This window comes from Serratia sp. CY31944, from assembly GCF_052169175.1.
GTDB lineage: Bacteria > Pseudomonadota > Gammaproteobacteria > Enterobacterales > Enterobacteriaceae > Serratia > Serratia sarumanii.
In genome coordinates this window covers 234,072-251,483 of sequence record NZ_JBJNLG010000004.1, presented here as the reverse complement: position 1 = coordinate 251,483, position 17,412 = coordinate 234,072, and the positions used below count along the sequence as shown (strand labels likewise).

Annotated in this window: 18 protein-coding genes; 8 read left to right on the top strand and 10 right to left on the bottom strand. The window is 60.4% G+C overall.

The window, feature by feature from the left end; all coding sequences use genetic code 11:
* Positions 1-91 precede the first annotated feature (91 nt).
* The 3 genes from ACJ8IN_RS06710 to pntB all read left to right on the top strand — a co-directional run bounded on the left by ACJ8IN_RS06710 (position 92) and on the right by pntB (position 3,445).
* Positions 92-361, top strand: coding sequence for a hypothetical protein (locus tag ACJ8IN_RS06710; RefSeq protein ID WP_308325755.1), 270 nt, complete (start codon positions 92-94; stop codon positions 359-361).
* A 149-nt stretch (positions 362-510) separates the two neighbouring features.
* A complete protein-coding gene (gene pntA / locus ACJ8IN_RS06705) occupies positions 511-2,040 on the top strand; it encodes a Re/Si-specific NAD(P)(+) transhydrogenase subunit alpha (RefSeq protein ID WP_004938288.1) in 1,530 nt (509 codons plus the stop codon).
* Between the two features lie 10 nt (positions 2,041-2,050).
* Positions 2,051-3,445, top strand: coding sequence for a Re/Si-specific NAD(P)(+) transhydrogenase subunit beta (gene pntB / locus ACJ8IN_RS06700; RefSeq protein WP_047567305.1), 1,395 nt, complete (start codon positions 2,051-2,053; stop codon positions 3,443-3,445).
* A gap of 53 nt (positions 3,446-3,498) precedes the next feature.
* Here pntB and uspE read toward each other — a convergent pair whose 3' ends face one another.
* The 6 genes from uspE to ACJ8IN_RS06670 form a co-directional block, all read right to left on the bottom strand.
* Entirely contained in the window at positions 3,499-4,461 is a 963-nt protein-coding gene (gene uspE / locus ACJ8IN_RS06695) for a universal stress protein UspE (RefSeq protein ID WP_033648422.1), read from the bottom strand.
* 127 nt (positions 4,462-4,588) lie between these two features.
* A complete protein-coding gene (locus ACJ8IN_RS06690; RefSeq protein WP_033634646.1) occupies positions 4,589-5,353 on the bottom strand; it encodes an FNR family transcription factor in 765 nt (254 codons plus the stop codon).
* 281 nt (positions 5,354-5,634) lie between these two features.
* Positions 5,635-6,159 carry a methylated-DNA--[protein]-cysteine S-methyltransferase gene (gene ogt, locus ACJ8IN_RS06685; protein ID WP_047567308.1) on the bottom strand — a complete coding sequence of 175 codons (525 nt, stop codon included), beginning with the start codon at positions 6,157-6,159 and terminating at the stop codon, positions 5,635-5,637.
* Between the two features lie 219 nt (positions 6,160-6,378).
* Positions 6,379-6,690 (bottom strand): hypothetical protein, encoded by a 312-nt coding sequence (locus ACJ8IN_RS06680; RefSeq protein ID WP_308325754.1) that lies wholly within the window; start codon positions 6,688-6,690, stop codon positions 6,379-6,381.
* A 308-nt stretch (positions 6,691-6,998) separates the two neighbouring features.
* Entirely contained in the window at positions 6,999-7,853 is an 855-nt protein-coding gene (locus ACJ8IN_RS06675) for a tagatose bisphosphate family class II aldolase (RefSeq protein WP_308325753.1), read from the bottom strand.
* 9 nt (positions 7,854-7,862) lie between these two features.
* Positions 7,863-9,029: an SIS domain-containing protein gene (locus ACJ8IN_RS06670; protein ID WP_308325752.1), complete on the bottom strand. Its 1,167-nt coding sequence runs from the start codon at positions 9,027-9,029 to the stop codon at positions 7,863-7,865.
* A 261-nt stretch (positions 9,030-9,290) separates the two neighbouring features.
* On the opposite strand from ACJ8IN_RS06670, the gene ACJ8IN_RS06665 reads away from it, so the two are divergent.
* From ACJ8IN_RS06665 to ACJ8IN_RS06650, 4 genes are all read left to right on the top strand, one after another.
* A complete protein-coding gene (locus tag ACJ8IN_RS06665; protein ID WP_126192093.1) occupies positions 9,291-9,548 on the top strand; it encodes a hypothetical protein in 258 nt (85 codons plus the stop codon).
* A 169-nt stretch (positions 9,549-9,717) separates the two neighbouring features.
* On the top strand, positions 9,718-11,439 hold the full coding sequence (gene olsF, locus ACJ8IN_RS06660; RefSeq protein WP_043147518.1) for an ornithine lipid synthase OlsF: 1,722 nt from the start codon (positions 9,718-9,720) through the stop codon (positions 11,437-11,439).
* A 101-nt stretch (positions 11,440-11,540) separates the two neighbouring features.
* Entirely contained in the window at positions 11,541-12,323 is a 783-nt protein-coding gene (locus ACJ8IN_RS06655) for an N-formylglutamate amidohydrolase (RefSeq protein ID WP_033634640.1), read from the top strand.
* 76 nt (positions 12,324-12,399) lie between these two features.
* Positions 12,400-13,113 carry a flagellar brake protein gene (locus tag ACJ8IN_RS06650; protein ID WP_033634639.1) on the top strand — a complete coding sequence of 238 codons (714 nt, stop codon included), beginning with the start codon at positions 12,400-12,402 and terminating at the stop codon, positions 13,111-13,113.
* A gap of 43 nt (positions 13,114-13,156) precedes the next feature.
* Here the strand turns inward: ACJ8IN_RS06650 and pdxY are convergent, their stop codons facing one another.
* From pdxY to ACJ8IN_RS06635, 3 genes are read right to left on the bottom strand one after another with little or no spacing between them, the layout of a single operon-like run.
* The gene (pdxY, locus tag ACJ8IN_RS06645; RefSeq protein WP_308325751.1) at positions 13,157-13,999 is read right to left on the bottom strand and encodes a pyridoxal kinase; all 843 of its coding nucleotides are present in this window, start codon (positions 13,997-13,999) and stop codon (positions 13,157-13,159) included.
* A gap of 3 nt (positions 14,000-14,002) precedes the next feature.
* On the bottom strand, positions 14,003-14,719 hold the full coding sequence (locus ACJ8IN_RS06640; RefSeq protein WP_060420897.1) for a glutamine amidotransferase: 717 nt from the start codon (positions 14,717-14,719) through the stop codon (positions 14,003-14,005).
* On the bottom strand, positions 14,716-14,970 hold the full coding sequence (locus ACJ8IN_RS06635; protein ID WP_033634636.1) for a hypothetical protein: 255 nt from the start codon (positions 14,968-14,970) through the stop codon (positions 14,716-14,718). The genes ACJ8IN_RS06640 and ACJ8IN_RS06635 overlap by 4 nt, the downstream gene beginning before the upstream one ends.
* Before the next feature lie 66 nt (positions 14,971-15,036).
* Here ACJ8IN_RS06635 and ACJ8IN_RS06630 point away from each other — a divergent pair, with 66 nt between their 5' ends.
* Positions 15,037-16,341 carry an aminotransferase class I/II-fold pyridoxal phosphate-dependent enzyme gene (locus tag ACJ8IN_RS06630; RefSeq protein WP_060420894.1) on the top strand — a complete coding sequence of 435 codons (1,305 nt, stop codon included), beginning with the start codon at positions 15,037-15,039 and terminating at the stop codon, positions 16,339-16,341.
* Here the strand turns inward: ACJ8IN_RS06630 and ACJ8IN_RS06625 are convergent.
* Complete coding sequence (locus ACJ8IN_RS06625; protein WP_039565990.1) at positions 16,338-17,324, bottom strand: MsnO8 family LLM class oxidoreductase; 987 nt, start codon at positions 17,322-17,324, stop codon at positions 16,338-16,340. The genes ACJ8IN_RS06630 and ACJ8IN_RS06625 overlap by 4 nt on opposite strands.
* Positions 17,325-17,412: the final 88 nt, after the last annotated feature.

Sequence of the window (17,412 nt, the reverse complement as noted above, 5' to 3'; positions counted from 1 at the left end):
CGTTTATAACGTACTGAACTGTTTAAGTGTAATTCAGCCGTCGATTATTACATGTAATTCTGAAAACTGTCTCAGCATTTTATGTTATCCCGTGCGACAAATCGCCGATGGTGACGCCGGGCGCACGGATGGCGCCATAGCCATAAGTTTCCATAATAACGGCTTTGGTGTCATTAATGTTAATTATTCACAAAATGATAACTTTTATGCTTTTACACCGCGCATGGCCATAAATCGTTACGCCGGGCGTAAATCTCTTTTCACGCAGAATGCGCTGTTCTGTATGGATTTTTTCACAGTAAATTGCGATTTGTCATATCACGCGCGGCGTTTTTATGTAAAAACAGAGCTGAATGCGTAAGCAATTATGGATCATCGACCTTATTTTCAGTAGGTTATAGTTGGCGTCTGAAATCAGTGCGGGCAAGTTAATGCCACGCCCGCCGGTGACGCCGTGCTATGGGCAGGAAAATAATAAACATCATCCAAGACAGGTGAGAAGGGAACATTATGCGTATTGGTGTACCAAGAGAGCGGTTGGCCAATGAAGCCCGGGTCGCAGCCACGCCAAAAACGGTGGAACAACTGCTGAAGCTGGGTTTTACCGTCGCGATTGAACGCGGGGCGGGCAAACTGGCCAGTTTTGAGGACGTCGCCTACGAGGCCGCCGGCGCGGCGCTGGTCGACGAAAGCGAAGTGTGGCAGTCGGATCTGATTCTGAAAGTCAACGCGCCGCAAGACGACGAGATCGCCTTGATGCGCGAAGGCAGCACGCTGGTCAGCTTTATCTGGCCGGCGCAAAACCCCGAATTGATGGCCAAGCTGGCGGCGCGCAACGTCACCGCGCTGGCGATGGACTCGGTGCCGCGCATCTCGCGCGCCCAGTCGATGGACGCGCTGAGCTCGATGGCCAACATCGCCGGCTACCGCGCGATCGTCGAAGCGGCGCATGAGTTCGGCCGTTTCTTCACCGGCCAGATCACCGCCGCGGGCAAAGTGCCGCCGGCCAAGGTGATGATCATCGGCGCCGGCGTGGCCGGCCTGGCGGCGATCGGCGCCGCGGGCAGCCTCGGCGCCATCGTACGCGCCTTCGACACCCGCCCGGAAGTGAAAGAGCAGGTGCAGAGCATGGGCGCGGAATTCCTCGAGCTGGATTTTGAAGAGGAAGCGGGCAGCGGCGACGGCTACGCCAAAGTGATGTCTGAAGCCTTTATCAAGGCCGAGATGGCGCTGTTCGCCGCGCAGGCCGCGGAGGTCGATATCATCGTCACCACCGCGTTGATCCCGGGTAAACCGGCGCCGAAACTGATCACCAAAGAGATGGTGGCGTCGATGAAGCCGGGCAGCGTGATCGTCGATCTGGCGGCGCAAACCGGCGGAAACTGCGAGCTGACCGTGGCCGACACCATTACCGTGACCGACAACGGCGTGAAAATCATCGGCTATACCGATCTGCCGAGCCGCCTGCCGACCCAATCTTCGCAGCTTTACGGCACCAACCTGGTCAACCTGCTGAAGCTGCTGTCGAAAGAGAAAAACGGCGAGATCGACATCGATTTCGACGATACGGTGATCCGCGGCGTTACCGTGGTGCGCAGTGGTGAAATCACCTGGCCGGCGCCGCCGATCCAGGTCTCCGCCCAGCCGAAAGCGGCCCCCGCCGCCGCACCGGCCGCCAAACCCGAAGCCAAACCGACCTCGCCGTGGCTGAAGTACGGCCTGATGGCTCTGGCGATCCTGCTGTTCGGCTGGCTGGCGGATGCGGCGCCGAAAGAGTTCCTGTCGCACTTTACCGTGTTCGCGCTGGCCTGCGTGGTCGGTTACTACGTGGTCTGGAACGTCAGCCATGCGCTGCATACCCCGTTGATGTCGGTTACCAACGCGATCTCAGGGATTATCGTGGTCGGCGCGCTGTTGCAGATCGGCCATGGCGGCTGGGTGAGTTTTCTCTCCTTTATCGCCGTGCTGATCGCCAGCATCAATATTTTCGGCGGGTTCACCGTCACTCAACGCATGCTGAAGATGTTCCGCAAGAACTAAGGGGTAGCAAATGTCTGGAGGATTGGTTACAGCTGCATACATTGTTGCCGCTATTTTGTTTATTTTCAGCCTGGCGGGCCTGTCGCGCCATGAAACGTCGAAGCAGGGCAACCTGTTCGGCGTCGCAGGTATGGCGATCGCGCTGCTCGCTACCATTCTGGGGCCGGATTCCGGCAACGTCGGCTGGATCATCATCGCCATGATCATCGGCGGCTCGATCGGCGTCTATCTGGCCAGGAAGGTCGAGATGACCGAAATGCCGGAACTGGTGGCGGTGCTGCACAGCTTCGTTGGCCTGGCGGCGGTGCTGGTCGGCTTCAACAGCTACCTGGATCACGGCGCGCCGATGGAGCCGGTGATGGCGAACATCCATCTGACCGAAGTGTTCCTCGGCATCTTTATCGGCGCGGTCACCTTCACCGGTTCGATCGTCGCCTTCGGCAAGCTGCGCGGCATCATTTCTTCCAAGCCGCTGATGCTGCCGAACCGCCACAAGCTGAATCTGGCGGCGCTGGTGATCTCGTTCCTGCTGCTGGTGGCGTTCGTGCGTACCGACAGCGTGGGCTGGCAGGTGGTGACGCTGCTGCTGATGACGGCGATCGCGCTGGCGTTCGGCTGGCATCTGGTGGCCTCGATCGGCGGCGCCGACATGCCGGTGGTGGTGTCGATGCTCAACTCCTACTCGGGGTGGGCGGCCGCCGCGGCGGGCTTCATGCTGAGCAACGATCTGCTGATTGTCACCGGCGCGCTGGTGGGTTCTTCGGGTGCGATCCTGTCTTACATTATGTGTAAGGCGATGAACCGTTCGTTTATCAGCGTGATCGCCGGCGGCTTCGGCAGTGACGGTTCGTCTACCGGCGACGCCGAAGAGATGGGCGAATACCGTGAAACCACAGCGGAAGAGGTGGCCGAGCAACTGAAGAACTCCACCTCGGTGATCATCACCCCGGGCTACGGCATGGCGGTGGCGCAGGCGCAATATCCGGTGGCGGAAATCACCGAGAAACTGCGGGCGCGCGGCGTGAAGGTGCGTTTCGGCATTCACCCGGTCGCGGGGCGTTTGCCGGGCCACATGAACGTGCTGCTGGCGGAGGCGAAGGTGCCGTACGACGTGGTGCTGGAGATGGATGAAATCAACGAAGATTTCCCGGATACCGACACCGTGCTGGTGATCGGCGCCAACGACACGGTGAACCCGGCGGCGCTGGAGGATCCGCGCAGCCCGATCGCCGGCATGCCGGTATTGGAAGTGTGGAAAGCGCAGAACGTGATCGCGTTCAAACGCTCGATGAACACCGGCTACGCCGGCGTGCAGAACCCGCTGTTCTTCAAGGAGAACACCCAGATGCTGTTCGGCGACGCCAAAGACAGCGTGGAAGCGATTCTGCGGGCATTGCAGAAGTAATTGAGCAACCAAAAAAACGGGCCGCTCAGCGGCCCGTTTTTTATGCGCGAGGGTTAATCTTCGTCGTCGTGCTCATCGTCTTCATCCGTCTCAATCGGGCAGTTGAAGTTCTCCGGCTTAATCACCAGCAGATCGCATTTCAGATGGTCGATCACATGTTCCGCGGTGTTGCCGATAAAGGCCGCCGAAATGCCGGTGCGGCCCAGCGTGCCCAGAACCACCACGCCGGCCTGCAGGTGTTCGGCCAGATCGGGGATCACTTCTTCCGGCAGACCTTTTTCCACGTGGGTGAACTCTTCCTTAATGCAGAATTTCTGCCGCAGCGCCTTCATGGCGATCAGATGCTGGCCGCGGATGGCGTCGTTGTAGACGCTCGGATCGAAATCGGGCAGCTCGATGGCGATGTTGATCGGAGTAACGGGATAGGCGCCTACCAGGTGAACCTCGGTCTGGTTGACGTTCTGCGCCAGTTCGACGGTTTCTTGCACCAGTTTGATATTGAGCGGATCGTGATAGGGTTCTTCGCTGGCCAGGTTGACCGCCACCAGCGCTTTACCGCCTTCCGGCCAAGGCTGGTCTTTCACCATCCACACCGGGCAAGGGCATTTTCGCAGCAGGTGCCAGTCGGTGGGGGTGAAGATCACCGATTCCAGCCGGTCGTGCTGGTGCGCCATTTTCAACAGCAGGTCATGTTGGCCGGAAAGCACTTCCTGAATGATGGCTTCGAAGGGGCGGTTGTGCCAGACCACTTTGATTTCGATCGGCACGCCGTCGTTGAGGTAAAAGCGGCACTGCTCGTTGATCCAGGCGGCGCGTTGGCTGATCACACCTTGCCGCATCGCCGTTCTTTCGTCCGGGGAGAGCAGGGTCGTCATTTCGTAAGAGAAGTCATAAATGGGCAGGAAGGCTTTGATGCGCCCGCCGTTCCGTTTCACCAGGTACACGGCGCGGCGCAATGCCGGCTGGTCGTCCTGATTGGGGTCAATAGCCACCAGAAGATTCTGATACTTCGCCATAGGGCCTCCTTACAGCTGAAATCAACAGTCTGTTAATTTACAGAGTAACCCAACATTGAAAAACAGAACAACAACAGAAGCGGCGCCGGATCAACAATTTCAGTGAAATGTTGATCCGGCAGGGGGATCAGGCGTTAACGGACACGTTGATGCGTGGCGTACCGGCCAGCACCGACAGGGCGTCGGCGTTTTCGATGGTGATGTATTTGCCTTTCACGCTGAGGATTTCGCTTTTCTGGAAGCGGCCCAGCAGGCGGCTGATGGTTTCCACCGTCAGTCCGAGGTAGTTGCCTATGTCGCCGCGGGTCATGGTCAAACGGAACTCGCGCGGTGAGAAGCCGCGCTCCGCGAAGCGGCGCGACAGGTTGTAAACGAACGCCGCCAGGCGTTCTTCGGCGTTTTTCTTCGACAGCAGCAGGATCATGTCCTGGTCGCCTTTGATCTCGCCGCTCATCAGCCGCATGATCTGCTGACGCAGGTTAGGCATTTTGCCGGACAGATCGTCGAGGGTTTCGAACGGGATCTCACACACCATCGAGGTTTCCAGTGCCTGGGCAAAACTCGGGTGCTTCAGGCCGCCGATAGCGTCGAAGCCCACCAGATCGCCCGCGAGGTGGAAGCCGGTGATCTGCTCGTCGCCTTGCTCGGTGATGGTATAGCTTTTGATGGTCCCGGAACGGATCGCGTACAGCGACTTCAGCTCGTCACCGGCCTTGAACAGGGTCTGGCCTTTCTGGATGGGCTTTTTCCTCTCGATAATGTTGTCGAGCTGGTCCAGCTCGTGGGCATTAAGGGTGAAAGGAATGCACAGCTGGCTGATGCTGCAGTCCTGGCAATGGATCGCACAACCACCAGACTGGATACGACGAATCACGCGTTTTTCCGGGATCATAGATTACGCTCATTCAATAATTGATATGAGTCAATTTTAACATCTTTTGCAGCAGCTGATAAGGGTGGCATTAGCATGAATAGGGGTATTGTGTGCGAATTTTACGCACACATGCCGCCGATTATTCTGTATGGGACTGAAGTTATGAGTATTATTTGTGACTTATGCGTTTTATTCACACAAGTTATTGATAGTGCCAAAGCGGGCACGTGCGCGGCGTAGAGCAACGTGCTTTATTAAGCAGCGCCAAACAATGGCGCTGGATGAGCTTATCGCCGCGGCTACAGTAAACTTTTCGGCAGGTAGCCTTCATGCTGCAACAGCCACTGCTTGCGCTGTACGCCGCCGGCATAGCCGGTCAGCGCGCCCTGCGAACCGATCACCCGGTGGCAGGGCACCACGATGCTGATCGGATTCGAACCGTTAGCCATGCCGACCGCGCGCGAGGCGGTAGGACGGCCGATGCGTTGCGCCAGCTGGCCGTAGGTCAGGATCTCGCCGCACGGGATTTGGCGCAGCTGTTGCCATACGGTGCGTTGGAACTCGGTGCCGGCGGTCATCACCGGCAGCCGATCGATAATGCTCAGCTCACCGGCGAAATAGCGTTGCATCGCATCGGTCAGGCCGCCGGGATCGCGCTGCTCGCGCAGGGTGAAGCGATCGGCGCGGTAGTGGGTATTCAGCAGCTTCATCAGGCGCGCTTCGTGATCGGTCCAGTCAATCGCCCGCAGGCGCCCCTGTTCATCGGCAATCAGCACCAGTTCTCCCACCGGCGTGGCGGTACGATCAATCAAAAAAGTCTGCATCTGGATCACTCCTCGGTTTGGTATGGCGATTATCGCATGAAAGCGGGGGAAGCGATGGCGGATTTCGGACATGCTGATGGGCAACCGCAGGATTGCCCAAATAGCCGGATCAGGGAAATACGGGGAGTCATTGCCCGATGAATTTATAAAATAAATTTATAAGTAATCAAGGCAAGCTGTGTTCTGTTTATTATTTCACCAGGCATTAACGCGTTGGCGTTACTTATAGCTGATGGTCACGCGCTTTAAATGGGGATCGTTATTCACCATTTCACTGCTGACGGCAGAGACTAATTCTTTTGGCATCTCTTTTAACGAAGAGGAAATATATCCGTTCTGATATTCGGTCACTTTGCCGAAGCAGTTGGAGACAAGCTGTTCATCCTGATGCGTGATGGTGCAGGTCGGGGTGGTAATGGCGCCGGTGAAGCGCACTATACCGGAGGCGACCTGGCTGCCGGAAAGCGGTTTTGCTTGTAGAGCGAAGGGCAGAATGACCAATGCGCTTAATACGGTTAAGTAATGGTTCATACGCTGTTCCTCTCAGAGTAAAAAACACTGCCAATTAAAAGACAAGCACCCTTGTTTTCATAAAATAAGCTATTTCGCCTGGCAAAATAAAAACGAATAGGCAAAAATCCTACTGCCTGCATTCAATGAATTTGATAATAAGGAGGTAGGGTGGGTAAAACCATGATTTGGATCATAGTGAAGGCTGCTTAATGATTTCCGGCGCGAACAGGGTAAAAAGGCTGTGATCGTTCTCTCAGGAGAGCGGGAAAGGGCGGGATGTTTTCGCCCCCGTGGCGCAACCGCAGGAACCGGGGGCGAGCGGGGGGTTACAGCATACCGCTGCTGCCGCAGATGCGGATCTTTTCCGCCACAACTTCTTTCATCGCCAGCTTGCCGGGGACGATGTATTTGCGCGGGTCATTGGCATCCGGGTGCTGTGAAAAGTAGCTTTTTACCGCATCGGCAAAGGCGATTTTCAATTCGGTGGCGATGTTGACCTTGCAGACGCCGAGCGAAATCGAGCGCTTGACCATCGCCTCCGGAATGCCGGAGGCACCGTGCAGCACCAGGGGCACGTCCACCTGTTCGCGGATCAGCGCCAGGCGCTCGAAGTCCAGCTTCGGCTCGCCGTGATACAGGCCGTGGGCGGAACCGATCGCCACCGCCAGCGAATCGATGCCGGTGGCGGCGACGAACTCGCGTGCCGCCGCCGGATCGGTATAGAAGCTGTCCGCCGTATCGACGATCAGATCGTCTTCCTGCCCGCCCAGGCGCCCCAGCTCCGCTTCCACGCTGGCGCCGTAGCGATGGCACAGGGCCACTGCGGCGGCCACCTTGGCGATGTTCTGCTCGAACGGCAAATGCGAACCGTCGATCATCACCGAGCGGATGCCGCTTTTCACCTTGTGCTCGATGTCGTCCAGCGCTTCGTGATGATCCAGATGCAGCGCCAACGGCAGATCGTAGCGGTGCGCGGCAGATTGGCAAATGCCGATCAGGTAGTCGGTGCCGGCATAGCTGAAGGTGCCGGGCGTGCCGGCCATGATCACCGGGGAGCGCAGTTCGGCGGCGGTTTCCGCCACCACCTGCACGGTTTCCAGATTGTGGACGTTAAACGCCGGGACGGCGTAACCCTGACGCTGCGCCTTGAGCAGCATTTCTCGGTTGGCTATCAGATACATGGGATCTCCTTACAGCACCGGGGAAGGAAAACGGTAAATCGTCACGCCTTTCACCACCCGGTTGACCTCGCCGGTCGGGCAAGGATTGTCCGGGGTCAGCCCCAGCGCCAGCGAACTCTCGAAGGCCAGCATCTGGGTAAACAGCAGATACGGGAACAGCAGCCAGATATCGTCGGCCGCGTCGTGCATAGGCAGCAGGGCATCGGACAGGGGTTGGCGCTCGCCGGTCAACCCGACCAACTGCATCGCCAGCCCGTCGCGCTGCAGTTCGTTCCACAGATCGCGGTCATACTGGCGGGCGTAGTCGTCGCGGGAGAACATCAGCACCACCAACGTCTGGCCGTCGACCATGAATTTCGGGCCGTGGCGCAGGCCGAGCGGCGAGTCGTAGCGCGTAACGATGCGGCCGGCGGTCAGCTCCAGCATCTTGAGCGAGGCCTCTTCGGCGAGGCCGGTAAAGCAGCTACCGCCGAGGGTGATATAACGGCGGAAACCGCTGGCGGCCAACGCCTTCACCTGCGGCTGCAGCGTTTCGCGCAGTGTACGGCAGCGCTGCACCATGGCGTTGAGCGGCGCCTGGGCGGCCTCGAGCGAGGCCGGGCCGAGCAACAGCGCGGCGCTCAGCATCATGCAGCTGAAGCTGGAGGTCATGGCGAAGCTTTGATCGTTGGAACCTTGCGGCATCACCAGCGAACAGACGTTGCCACGCTGATGCGCATACTGCGCCAGCCGGCTGTCCGGGTTGCACACCAGCATCAGGTGATAGCTTTCCGGCAGCAGCTGGTCGGCCAGCTCCACCGTCGCCACGCTCTCCGGGCTGTTGCCCGAGCGGGCGAAGGAGACCAGCAGCGTCGGCCGCTCAGGGTCGAGATACTGCAGCGGATTGGCGACGATATCGGTGGTGCCGTAGGCCGCCACGTCGCGGCCGGTTCGTTCGCGCAGCCAGGGCGCCAGGGCGCGGCCGGTGAACGCCGAGCTGCCGGCGCCGCACAGTACGATTTGCAGGTGCGGATTGGCCAGCAGCGGCGCCAGGAACGGCTGCCACTGAGCCTGTTGATCCTGCAATTGCCGGTGCAGCGCGGCCCACAGATCCGGCTGCTGCCAAATCTCTGCGGCGGTGTGCCAGGCGTTGCGCTGCTTCAGCCAATCCGCCTCGTAAGAGAAATACGCGTTCATGATGACAACTCCTTAAAAGCCTTGGTTAACGGTCGGCGATAATCACGTCGCTCCCTCTAATGGTGCAGCGCCTGTAGGCAAGCACCGATCCTGCACTGCTGCGGGTCGATAATTAATTCCCGGCGTGTTGCGGTATTGGGCATTAACGCAAACTCCGGATTTACCGGTAGCCGTGCCCGACCACGGCTTAATAAGCCGCGGCGATACCGACCGGAACGCTTTCAGTTAGTTATGGCGAATTACAGCAAACGAAACGCTGAAATGCAATCGGTTATTTTAAAAATACTTATATCTATCAGTTGGTTATATTTATTTTTGCTTTCGATTGAGCGGCAAGCGAAAGCGGTGTCAACGCAAAGTGAAAACGGCAAATTCGTTATTTATCAGTCGACAATTCTCGGCGTCTATTTATTCAGTCTGCCGATGACGAAAGCCGCAGCGGTAATTCGACAATCGCCGGGCTTTCACTGTTTTTTTATGCCGGCGCGCGTAACCGTGCTGTTCCGCGTACGCCGCTAGCGGCGCCGATGTGAGGGCAAGTGGGGACGAAAATGCGTCTTTCGCTCCCAATTCTTCATTACTTTGCTATACCTGATAGTCGATGGATTCATTTTATTGTCATGTAACTGACACGTCAGAGTCACGGCTCTGGCTTAAGTTTGCAGCGACTACGTCAGGAGATAACGCGATGTTCAGCCTGGATTCTCTGTTGCAAGATGCATTTCCACACCGCAATACCCCTGCCTGGCAGCGCAGCCTGCTAAGAACCCTTCTCTTCGAAAAAGAATTCAAACAGTTCGCCGCCGACTATCCCCACCTGAAAGGGCTCGATCTGATCGAGCAGGTGGTGGACTACTTCAACCTCAGCTGCGAGCTGGTGGACGGCGATCTGGAAAACATCCCGAGCCAGGGGCCGGTGGTGCTGGTGGCCAATCACCCGATCGGCTCACTCGACGGCCTGGTGCTGCTGCGCGCCGTCGCGGCGGTGCGCCCGGATGTGAAAGTGGTGGCCAGCCAGCTGCTGACCTACATCGAACCGCTGCGCAACCTGTTCGTGCCGGTGGATAACGTCGCTTATAAAACCAGCCGCAAACAGATTGAAGGCATGCAGCGGCAGCTGGACAATCAGGGCGCGCTGATCCTGTTCCCGGCCGGCGAAGTGTCGCGCATGAGCCCGAAAGGCATCCGCGACGGCCACTGGCATACCGGTTTTCTGCGCCTGGCCGCCAAGGCGCGCGCGCCGATCGTGCCGATCCACATCAGCGCGCGCAACAGCAACCTGTTCTACTTTACCTCGTTGGTCTACCGGCCGCTGTCGACGCTGCTGCTGGTGCGCGAAATGTTCCAGCAGCGGGGCGGGCGCATCAAGATCCGCGTCGGCGGCCGCGTGCCGTTCGCCAGCTGGCACGACGGCCACACCAGCGCCAAGGATCTGGCGGAGCGTTTTCGCCGCCATGTGTATCGCCTGGGCCAGGGCAAGCCGGGGCTGTTCGCCAGCGAATCGCCGATCGCGCTGCCGGAAGAGCGTTTGGAGCTGAAAAAGGCGCTGGCGAACTGCGAGCGGTTGGGGGTAACGCCGGACGGTAAAACCATCTACCTCTATCGCCGCCACGACGAAGCGCGCACGCCGATCCTGCGCGAACTGGGGCGTCTGCGCGAGATCGCCTTCCGCGCGGTAGGAGAAGGCTCCGGCCGCCGCCGCGATCTGGACAGCTATGACGACGATTACTACCACCTGGTGCTGTGGGATGAGGAGGAGCTGGAGATCGTCGGCGCCTATCGCTTTATCCCCACCGCCGAACAAATCGAACGCAAAGGGCTGGAAAGCATCTACAGCAACAGCCTGTTCCACTACGATCGTGATATGGAGCCGATCCTGGCGCAGGGCATCGAGCTGGGGCGCAGCTTCATTCAGCCGGCCTATTGGGGCAAGCGCGGGCTGGACTATTTGTGGCTGGGCATCGGCGCCTACCTGGCGAAATACCCGCAGTATCGCTATCTGTTCGGCCCGGTGTCGATCTCCGGCGGCATGCCGCTGGCGGCGCGCGATTTGCTGATCGCCTTCTATCGGCTCTATTTCTCGCCGGACCACGCCTTCGCGCAATCGCGCCGGCCTTATCCGGCGTCGCTGCCGCAGGTGCTGGCGCAGTTTGCCGGGGATAACTACCAGGAAGATCTGGTGCGGCTGAAGAGCCTGCTCAGCAATATCGGCTGCTCGATCCCGACGCTGTACAAGCAGTACACCGAACTGTGCGAGCCGGGCGGGGTACAGTTTATCGACTTCGGCACCGATCCGGCTTTCAACAACTGCATCGACGGGCTGGTGCTGGTGGATACCACGCGGCTCAAGCCGTCGCGGTATCAGCGTTATATCGCGGTGCACCAGCCGCAGCCAGCCGAGACGGCATGACTACAGTCTGACTCATGCCTTTTTGATCTAAGCACGACCTTGGGGCCGGCGACGGGATAGCGCTACGATAAACGTTTTGCTTTCCACCGCCGGAGCCCGTCATGCCTCACTCGTTTATCCCGCCGTTATTGTCCGCCGACGAACCCTCTGCCGCCGCCGTTGAAATCCCGCGCGGCAAAGCGCCCTTTTTGCTGCTGTGCGATCACGCCGGCAAGGCGATCCCGCAATCCCTCGGCGACCTCGGTTTGCCGCCGGGGGAGATCGAACGCCACATCGGCTGGGACATCGGCGCGCTGAGCGTGTCGCGCCATCTGAGCCGCCAATTGGACGCCACGCTGATCCACCAGCGTTACTCACGGCTGGTGATCGACTGCAACCGGGCGCCCGGCATCGCCAGCTCGATCCCGCATTTGTCCGAGTTGACGCCGATCCCCGGCAATATCGGTATCGACGCCGAGCACGCGCTGGCGCGCGAGCGCGAGGTGTTTTTGCCGTATCACCACGCCATCGACGATCATCTGGGGCAACGCCAACTGCGCGAACTGCCGACGGCGGTGATCGCCATGCACAGTTTCACGCCGGTGTTCAAAGGGGCATCGCGCCCCTGGCAGGTGGGGCTGCTGTTTAACCGTTACCCGGAATTTGCCCATCTGCTGGCCGAGCTGCTGCGCGAAGAGGGAGATTTGCAGGTGGGGATCAACGAACCCTATGCGATGACCGATGCCACCGACTACACGTTGCCGGTCCATGCGGAACGCCGCGGTTTGCCTTATGTCGGCATCGAAATCCGCCAGGATCTGATCGCCGACGAACGTGGGCAACAGGCGTGGGCGAAACGTTTCGCACGCCTGCTGCCGCAGGCCTGGCAGCGCTGGCAAATTTGACTTTAGGAATATTCCCAGAGATGATAACCGTAAGGAATACGTAATACGTCATTAGAAAAAAAGTCAGGAGAGACGTGTGGAGCACAGCGATAACGGACTGTTTATCAAACGGGAGCGTTTTGAAGTTCTGGCGATTCTGCGTGAAATTTGCAAACAACGCACGCCGCTGCGCGTAGAAAATCAGCAGCACCGGTTTCAAAGTCTGTTATTGAGCGTCGGGCCGGACAATATCGTGTTTAGCGGTGAGGAAGCGGAAAACGCCATCGACGGCGCCTGCACCATCGTGATTGAAAGCAACGACGCCAAAATCGAGTTTTCCGTCGGCCAGGCGGAACTGACCGAACATCAGGGCGTCCAGGCCTGCTCGACCCGGCTGCCGCAGGAGTTGGTTTACATCCAGCGCCGCCGCCAGTTCCGCATCACCACGCCGCACTGGCGCCAATTCTTCTGTACCGGCGAATACCCGAACGGCACGCCTTATGAGCTGCGGATCCACGATCTGTCCGCCGGCGGCGTCGGTTTGCGTTTCGACGGCCCGCTGCCGGATTTCTTCCAGCCGGGCCTGCAGTTCAAGAAAGCGGAGTTGGATTTGGGCAGCTACGGCAGCTTCAAGGTCAACATGGAGCTGGTGGTAGTCAACGACGATCAGGAAACCGACGATAACGATCAGGTGGTGCACTTCTCGCGCCTGTCGTGCCGTTTCCTCAAGCTGGGGCTGGCGATGGAGCGCAAAATTCAAAGCGCGGTGTTCGCCTTCGAGCTGGATTTCAACAAAAAGAAAAAACGCTGATATTTATCAGGGGCGGCACGCTGCCCCTGACTCTCCACTGGCCTTACGGCTGTAACGCCCGCAGGCTGCCGATCTCTTCCCAACCGAAATGCGCCGCTTCGGCCAGCACGTTGCACACTTCGCCGCCGGCGGCGACCACGGCCGCGTCAAGCGCGGCGCCGTGCAGCAGATGGCTCACCAGCAGTGCGGCGAACAGATCGCCGGTGCCTTTGACCGCCGATTTGACCTTCGGATGGGTAAAGCACCGCGTTTCCTGCCGGGTGACCAGCATCAATCCCACTTCGTCTTCGTGCTGCGCCACGCCCGGCGCGCTGGTGACCAGCACCCATTCGGTGGTGTCGTTCAACAGCGCCTGCGCGGCGTGCTGCGTCTGCTCTTGGCTGCTCAGTTGCCGGCCGCACAGCTGCTCCAGTTCGAAACCGTTCGGCGTCAGGCCGTTGGCCAGCCGCAGGAACGGTGAGCGATAGCAGTTGACGATGCGCTTATCCACGTAGATCCCTTCACCGTAATCGCCCATCACCGGATCGATATAGATCTTTATCTGCGGATTGAGGGCGCGCACCCGCTGCAGCCAGTTGGCCAGAATATGGCACTGCATCACGTCGCCCAGGTAGCCGACGATCACCGCCCGGGCGCGCTTCATCACGCCGCGGGCGATCAGATCGTCGAGAAAGCCGCCGAACCACTCGCCGGAGATGACGCCGCCGTGCGGCTTGCCGTAATAGGGCGGGCAGCCGAACAGCACGCTGGGCACCTGCAGCGCTTCCAGCCCTTTTTTCAGCAGGGCGCGGTAGGCGATGCCGTTGCCGACGCTGCCGTAGACCACCTGAGATTGAATGCTGATCACGTCGATGGACGGTGATCGCAAGGGTGAAGTCTGTTGCATGAGTTACATCCTTGGTTCGTTATTATCCAGCCAGCGGGCGAACACCTGCCGCGCGCGCTGTTCCAGCTGTACGCCGTGGCGCGCCGCCTGTTCGCGCAGGCTCTGGGGCGCGATGCCGGCCAGTTCCAGTTCGCAGGCATGGCCAATCAGCCAGCGTTCGATATCGCGATGATCCGCCTCCAGATGGAACTGCAGGCCGAGCGCAAACCCCTGATAGTCGAAGGCCTGATGCGGGCAAACCGCCGTGCCGGCCAGGCAGCGGGCGCCCTCCGGGATCGTGAACATATCACCGTGCCAATGCAGCACCGGCGTATCGGCCAGCGGCGCCAGCACCGAGTCGTCTTGCGCCGTGAGCGTGGTCAGCGGGGCGAAACCGATCTCTTTGACGCCGAGCGATATCACGTCGGCGCCCAGCGCCTGGGCGATCACCTGCGCGCCGAGACACACCCCAAGGGTCGGCCGCCGCTGCGCCAGCCGCTGTTTGACCAGCGCCAATTCATGGTCGAGAAAATCATAGCGCTGCGCGCCGGAAAAGTGTTGGGCGGCGCTGATCGGCCCGCCGAGCACCACCAACAGATCGGTCTCTTCATTATTGATAGCACGAATATCATCACGGCCGGCATCGTAATAGTCGATCTGATAGCCGCGCAGCGAGAGCAGGGAACCGAGGATGCCCAGGTTTTCAAAATTGACGTGTCGAATGGCGACGGCTTTCTTCATTGTTTAACCTCGTGAGCGTGGGTGAACGGCGTCAGCGCCAGCGACTCGCCCAGCACCGCGATGCCTTGCGCGCCGCTCTGGTAGACGATGCGGCGTTCGCTGACCTGGCTGAGCTGCACCTGATAACCCTGCGCGGCCGGGAACAGCGCGCAAGCCTGCTCCAGCTGATCGGCCGCCCAGGGCGTGAACATCTGCAGGCGGGCAAAGGCTTTTCCTGCATACTGAATGTCGAGCACGTAATGTTTATCCATGGAACCCCTTACTTTTGGCCGCGGAAGCTGTTAATCTATTTTGAACTAGTACAAAAGGATTTATGTATGACTTCATTGTATGCAAAAGGCGGCGGCGCTGTCCAGATTGCCGAGCAGATCGCCGCACGCATCAAAGACGGCGCGCTGCGGCCGGGCGAACTGTTGCCGCCGGTACGCCAGCTGGCGGCGGAGCTGGAGGTCAATCCGAATACCGTCGCCAGCGCATACGCCCGATTGCGCGATGCCGGTCTGGTGGCGACGCGCGGGCGGGCGGGAACGGTGGTGCTGGAGCCGCCGCTGGCGGCGGTGAGTGCGGCCTATGCGCCGCGCCAGGTGCCGGCGGGGATGTGCGATCTGGCCAGCGGCAACCTCGATGCCGCATTGTTGCCGGCGTTGGCGCTGGGCGCGGCGGAGGCGTTCCCGCAGCAAAACGGCTATGACATCAGCGGCGATCTGCCGGTATTGACCGGCCTGGGGCGCGAGTGGCTCGGCCGCCAGGGCGTCACGCAGGGGGAACCGGCGGTGTTCTCCGGCGCGCTGGACGCGATGGAAAAGGCGCTGCGCTGCCATATGCAGCCGGGCGCGGCGGTGTGGGTGGAAGATCCCTGCTGGCCGCCGCTATTGACGCTGCTGCGCCACCTGCGTCTGCGGCCGCTGCCGCTGGCGATGGATGAACAGGGGTGTCGGTTGCCGGAAAGCGGAGCGGCGGGCGCGGTGATCCTGACGCCGCGCGCCCACAATCCGACCGGCGCCACGCTCTCTGCGCAACGCGCGCAGCAGTGGCGGCGTTTTCTCAGCGCGAATCCGCAGTGTCTGGCGATCGTCGACGACTTCTGGGGGCCGCTGTCACAGCTGCCGCTGCATCTGCCGTTCGACGGCGATCGCGGGCTGTACGTGCTGTCGCTGAGCAAGTTTCTCAGCCCGGATCTGCGCATCGCGCTGGCCTGCGGCAACCCGACGTTGCTGCAGGCAATGCGCGCCGATCAGTACATCAGCGAGCGCTGGGTCAGCCATATCTTGCAGCAGATCGCCGCCAGGCTGTGGGGGCAGGCCTTGCAGGAAGGGCAGCTGCAGCGGGCGCAGCAGGCGTATCAGGCCAGAAGGGATGAACTGGTGCAACGGCTCAACGCGCTGAATCACACGGCGCTGGCGGTAGGTGAAGGGCTGCACCTGTGGTTGCCGGTGCGGTCGGAAACCGCCGCCGCGCAGCTGATGGCGCAGCGGGGGTGGCTGGTGCAGGGCGGCGAGCCTTTTCGTCTGAAGAGCGATCCTGCGATCCGCGTCAGCCTGGCCAACGTGGCGCCGGCGCAACTGGCGGCTCTGGCGCAGGATCTGGCCGACGCCATGCGGGCCAGCGCGGCGATCAACTAGGCTGGCGTCAGGCTCTCCTCCGCCAGCAGCTGCAGTGAGGTGAGCCGGGCGCTCGGTTCGGCGATCGGCGTGTCGATGATGAACTCGTCCACGCCGTACCGCTGCTGCAGCTGCGCCAGTTGCTGATGCACCTGCGGCGCGGTGCCGAGCAGGATATGGCTTTCCCGCGGCTCGATGCGGTAGTCGGTGGCGCCGGCCTGCTGCACGAAACTCTCGGCCTGCGCCAGGCTGCCGACGGTCACGCTCTGCTCACCGGCGACGTGGACGCGGTATTGCTGTATATCCGCCGCCAGCGCTGCGGCCTGTTCCGCGCTTGGCGCCGCGATCGCCGCTACCGCCAGCAGCGCCTTGCGGCCGCCGCTGTGTGCGGCGTAGTGCGCCAGCGCTGCGCTGATATCTTGCGGATTGCCGTTCAGATGCGCGGCGAACACGAAAATCCAGCCGGATTCGGCCGCCAGCGCCGCACTCTCTTTACTGGCGCCGAGCAGGAAGCGCTGAGCGCCGTGCGGCGGCAGCGGCGTGGCGCTCAGGCCGGGCTCGGCGTCGTCGTTCAGATAGGCGGTCAGCTGCGACAGCTGCTGTGGAAAGGCCGGCTTGTGTTGCCGGTCATGGGCGGCCTGCAGCGCCTGGGTGGCGAGCGGCAGCCCGCCGGGCGCTTTGCCCACCCCGAGATCGACGCGCCCCGGCGCCAACGCCGCCAGCAGGTTAAAGTTTTCGGCCACCTTGTAGGCGCTGTAGTGTTGCAGCATCACGCCGCCGGAGCCGATGCGAATGCGCGACGTCTGGCCGAGCAGGTAGCCGATCAGCACTTCCGGCGACGGGCAGGCGAGCTGCGGCGTGTTGTGGTGCTCCGCCAGCCAGAAACGCCGATAGCCCCAGCGTTCCGCCTGTTGCGCCAGATGCAGCGTGCGCGCCAGCGCCTGGGCGGCGCTTTCCCCGTCGGCGATCGGACTCTTTTCCAATATGCTCAAGGCATAAGCCATTTTCCCGCTCCTTTCCTCATCAGATATGCCTGACAAATACCATGCGGGCGGCGCGCGCCTTAATACTGATTGGCGATAGGATATTCCA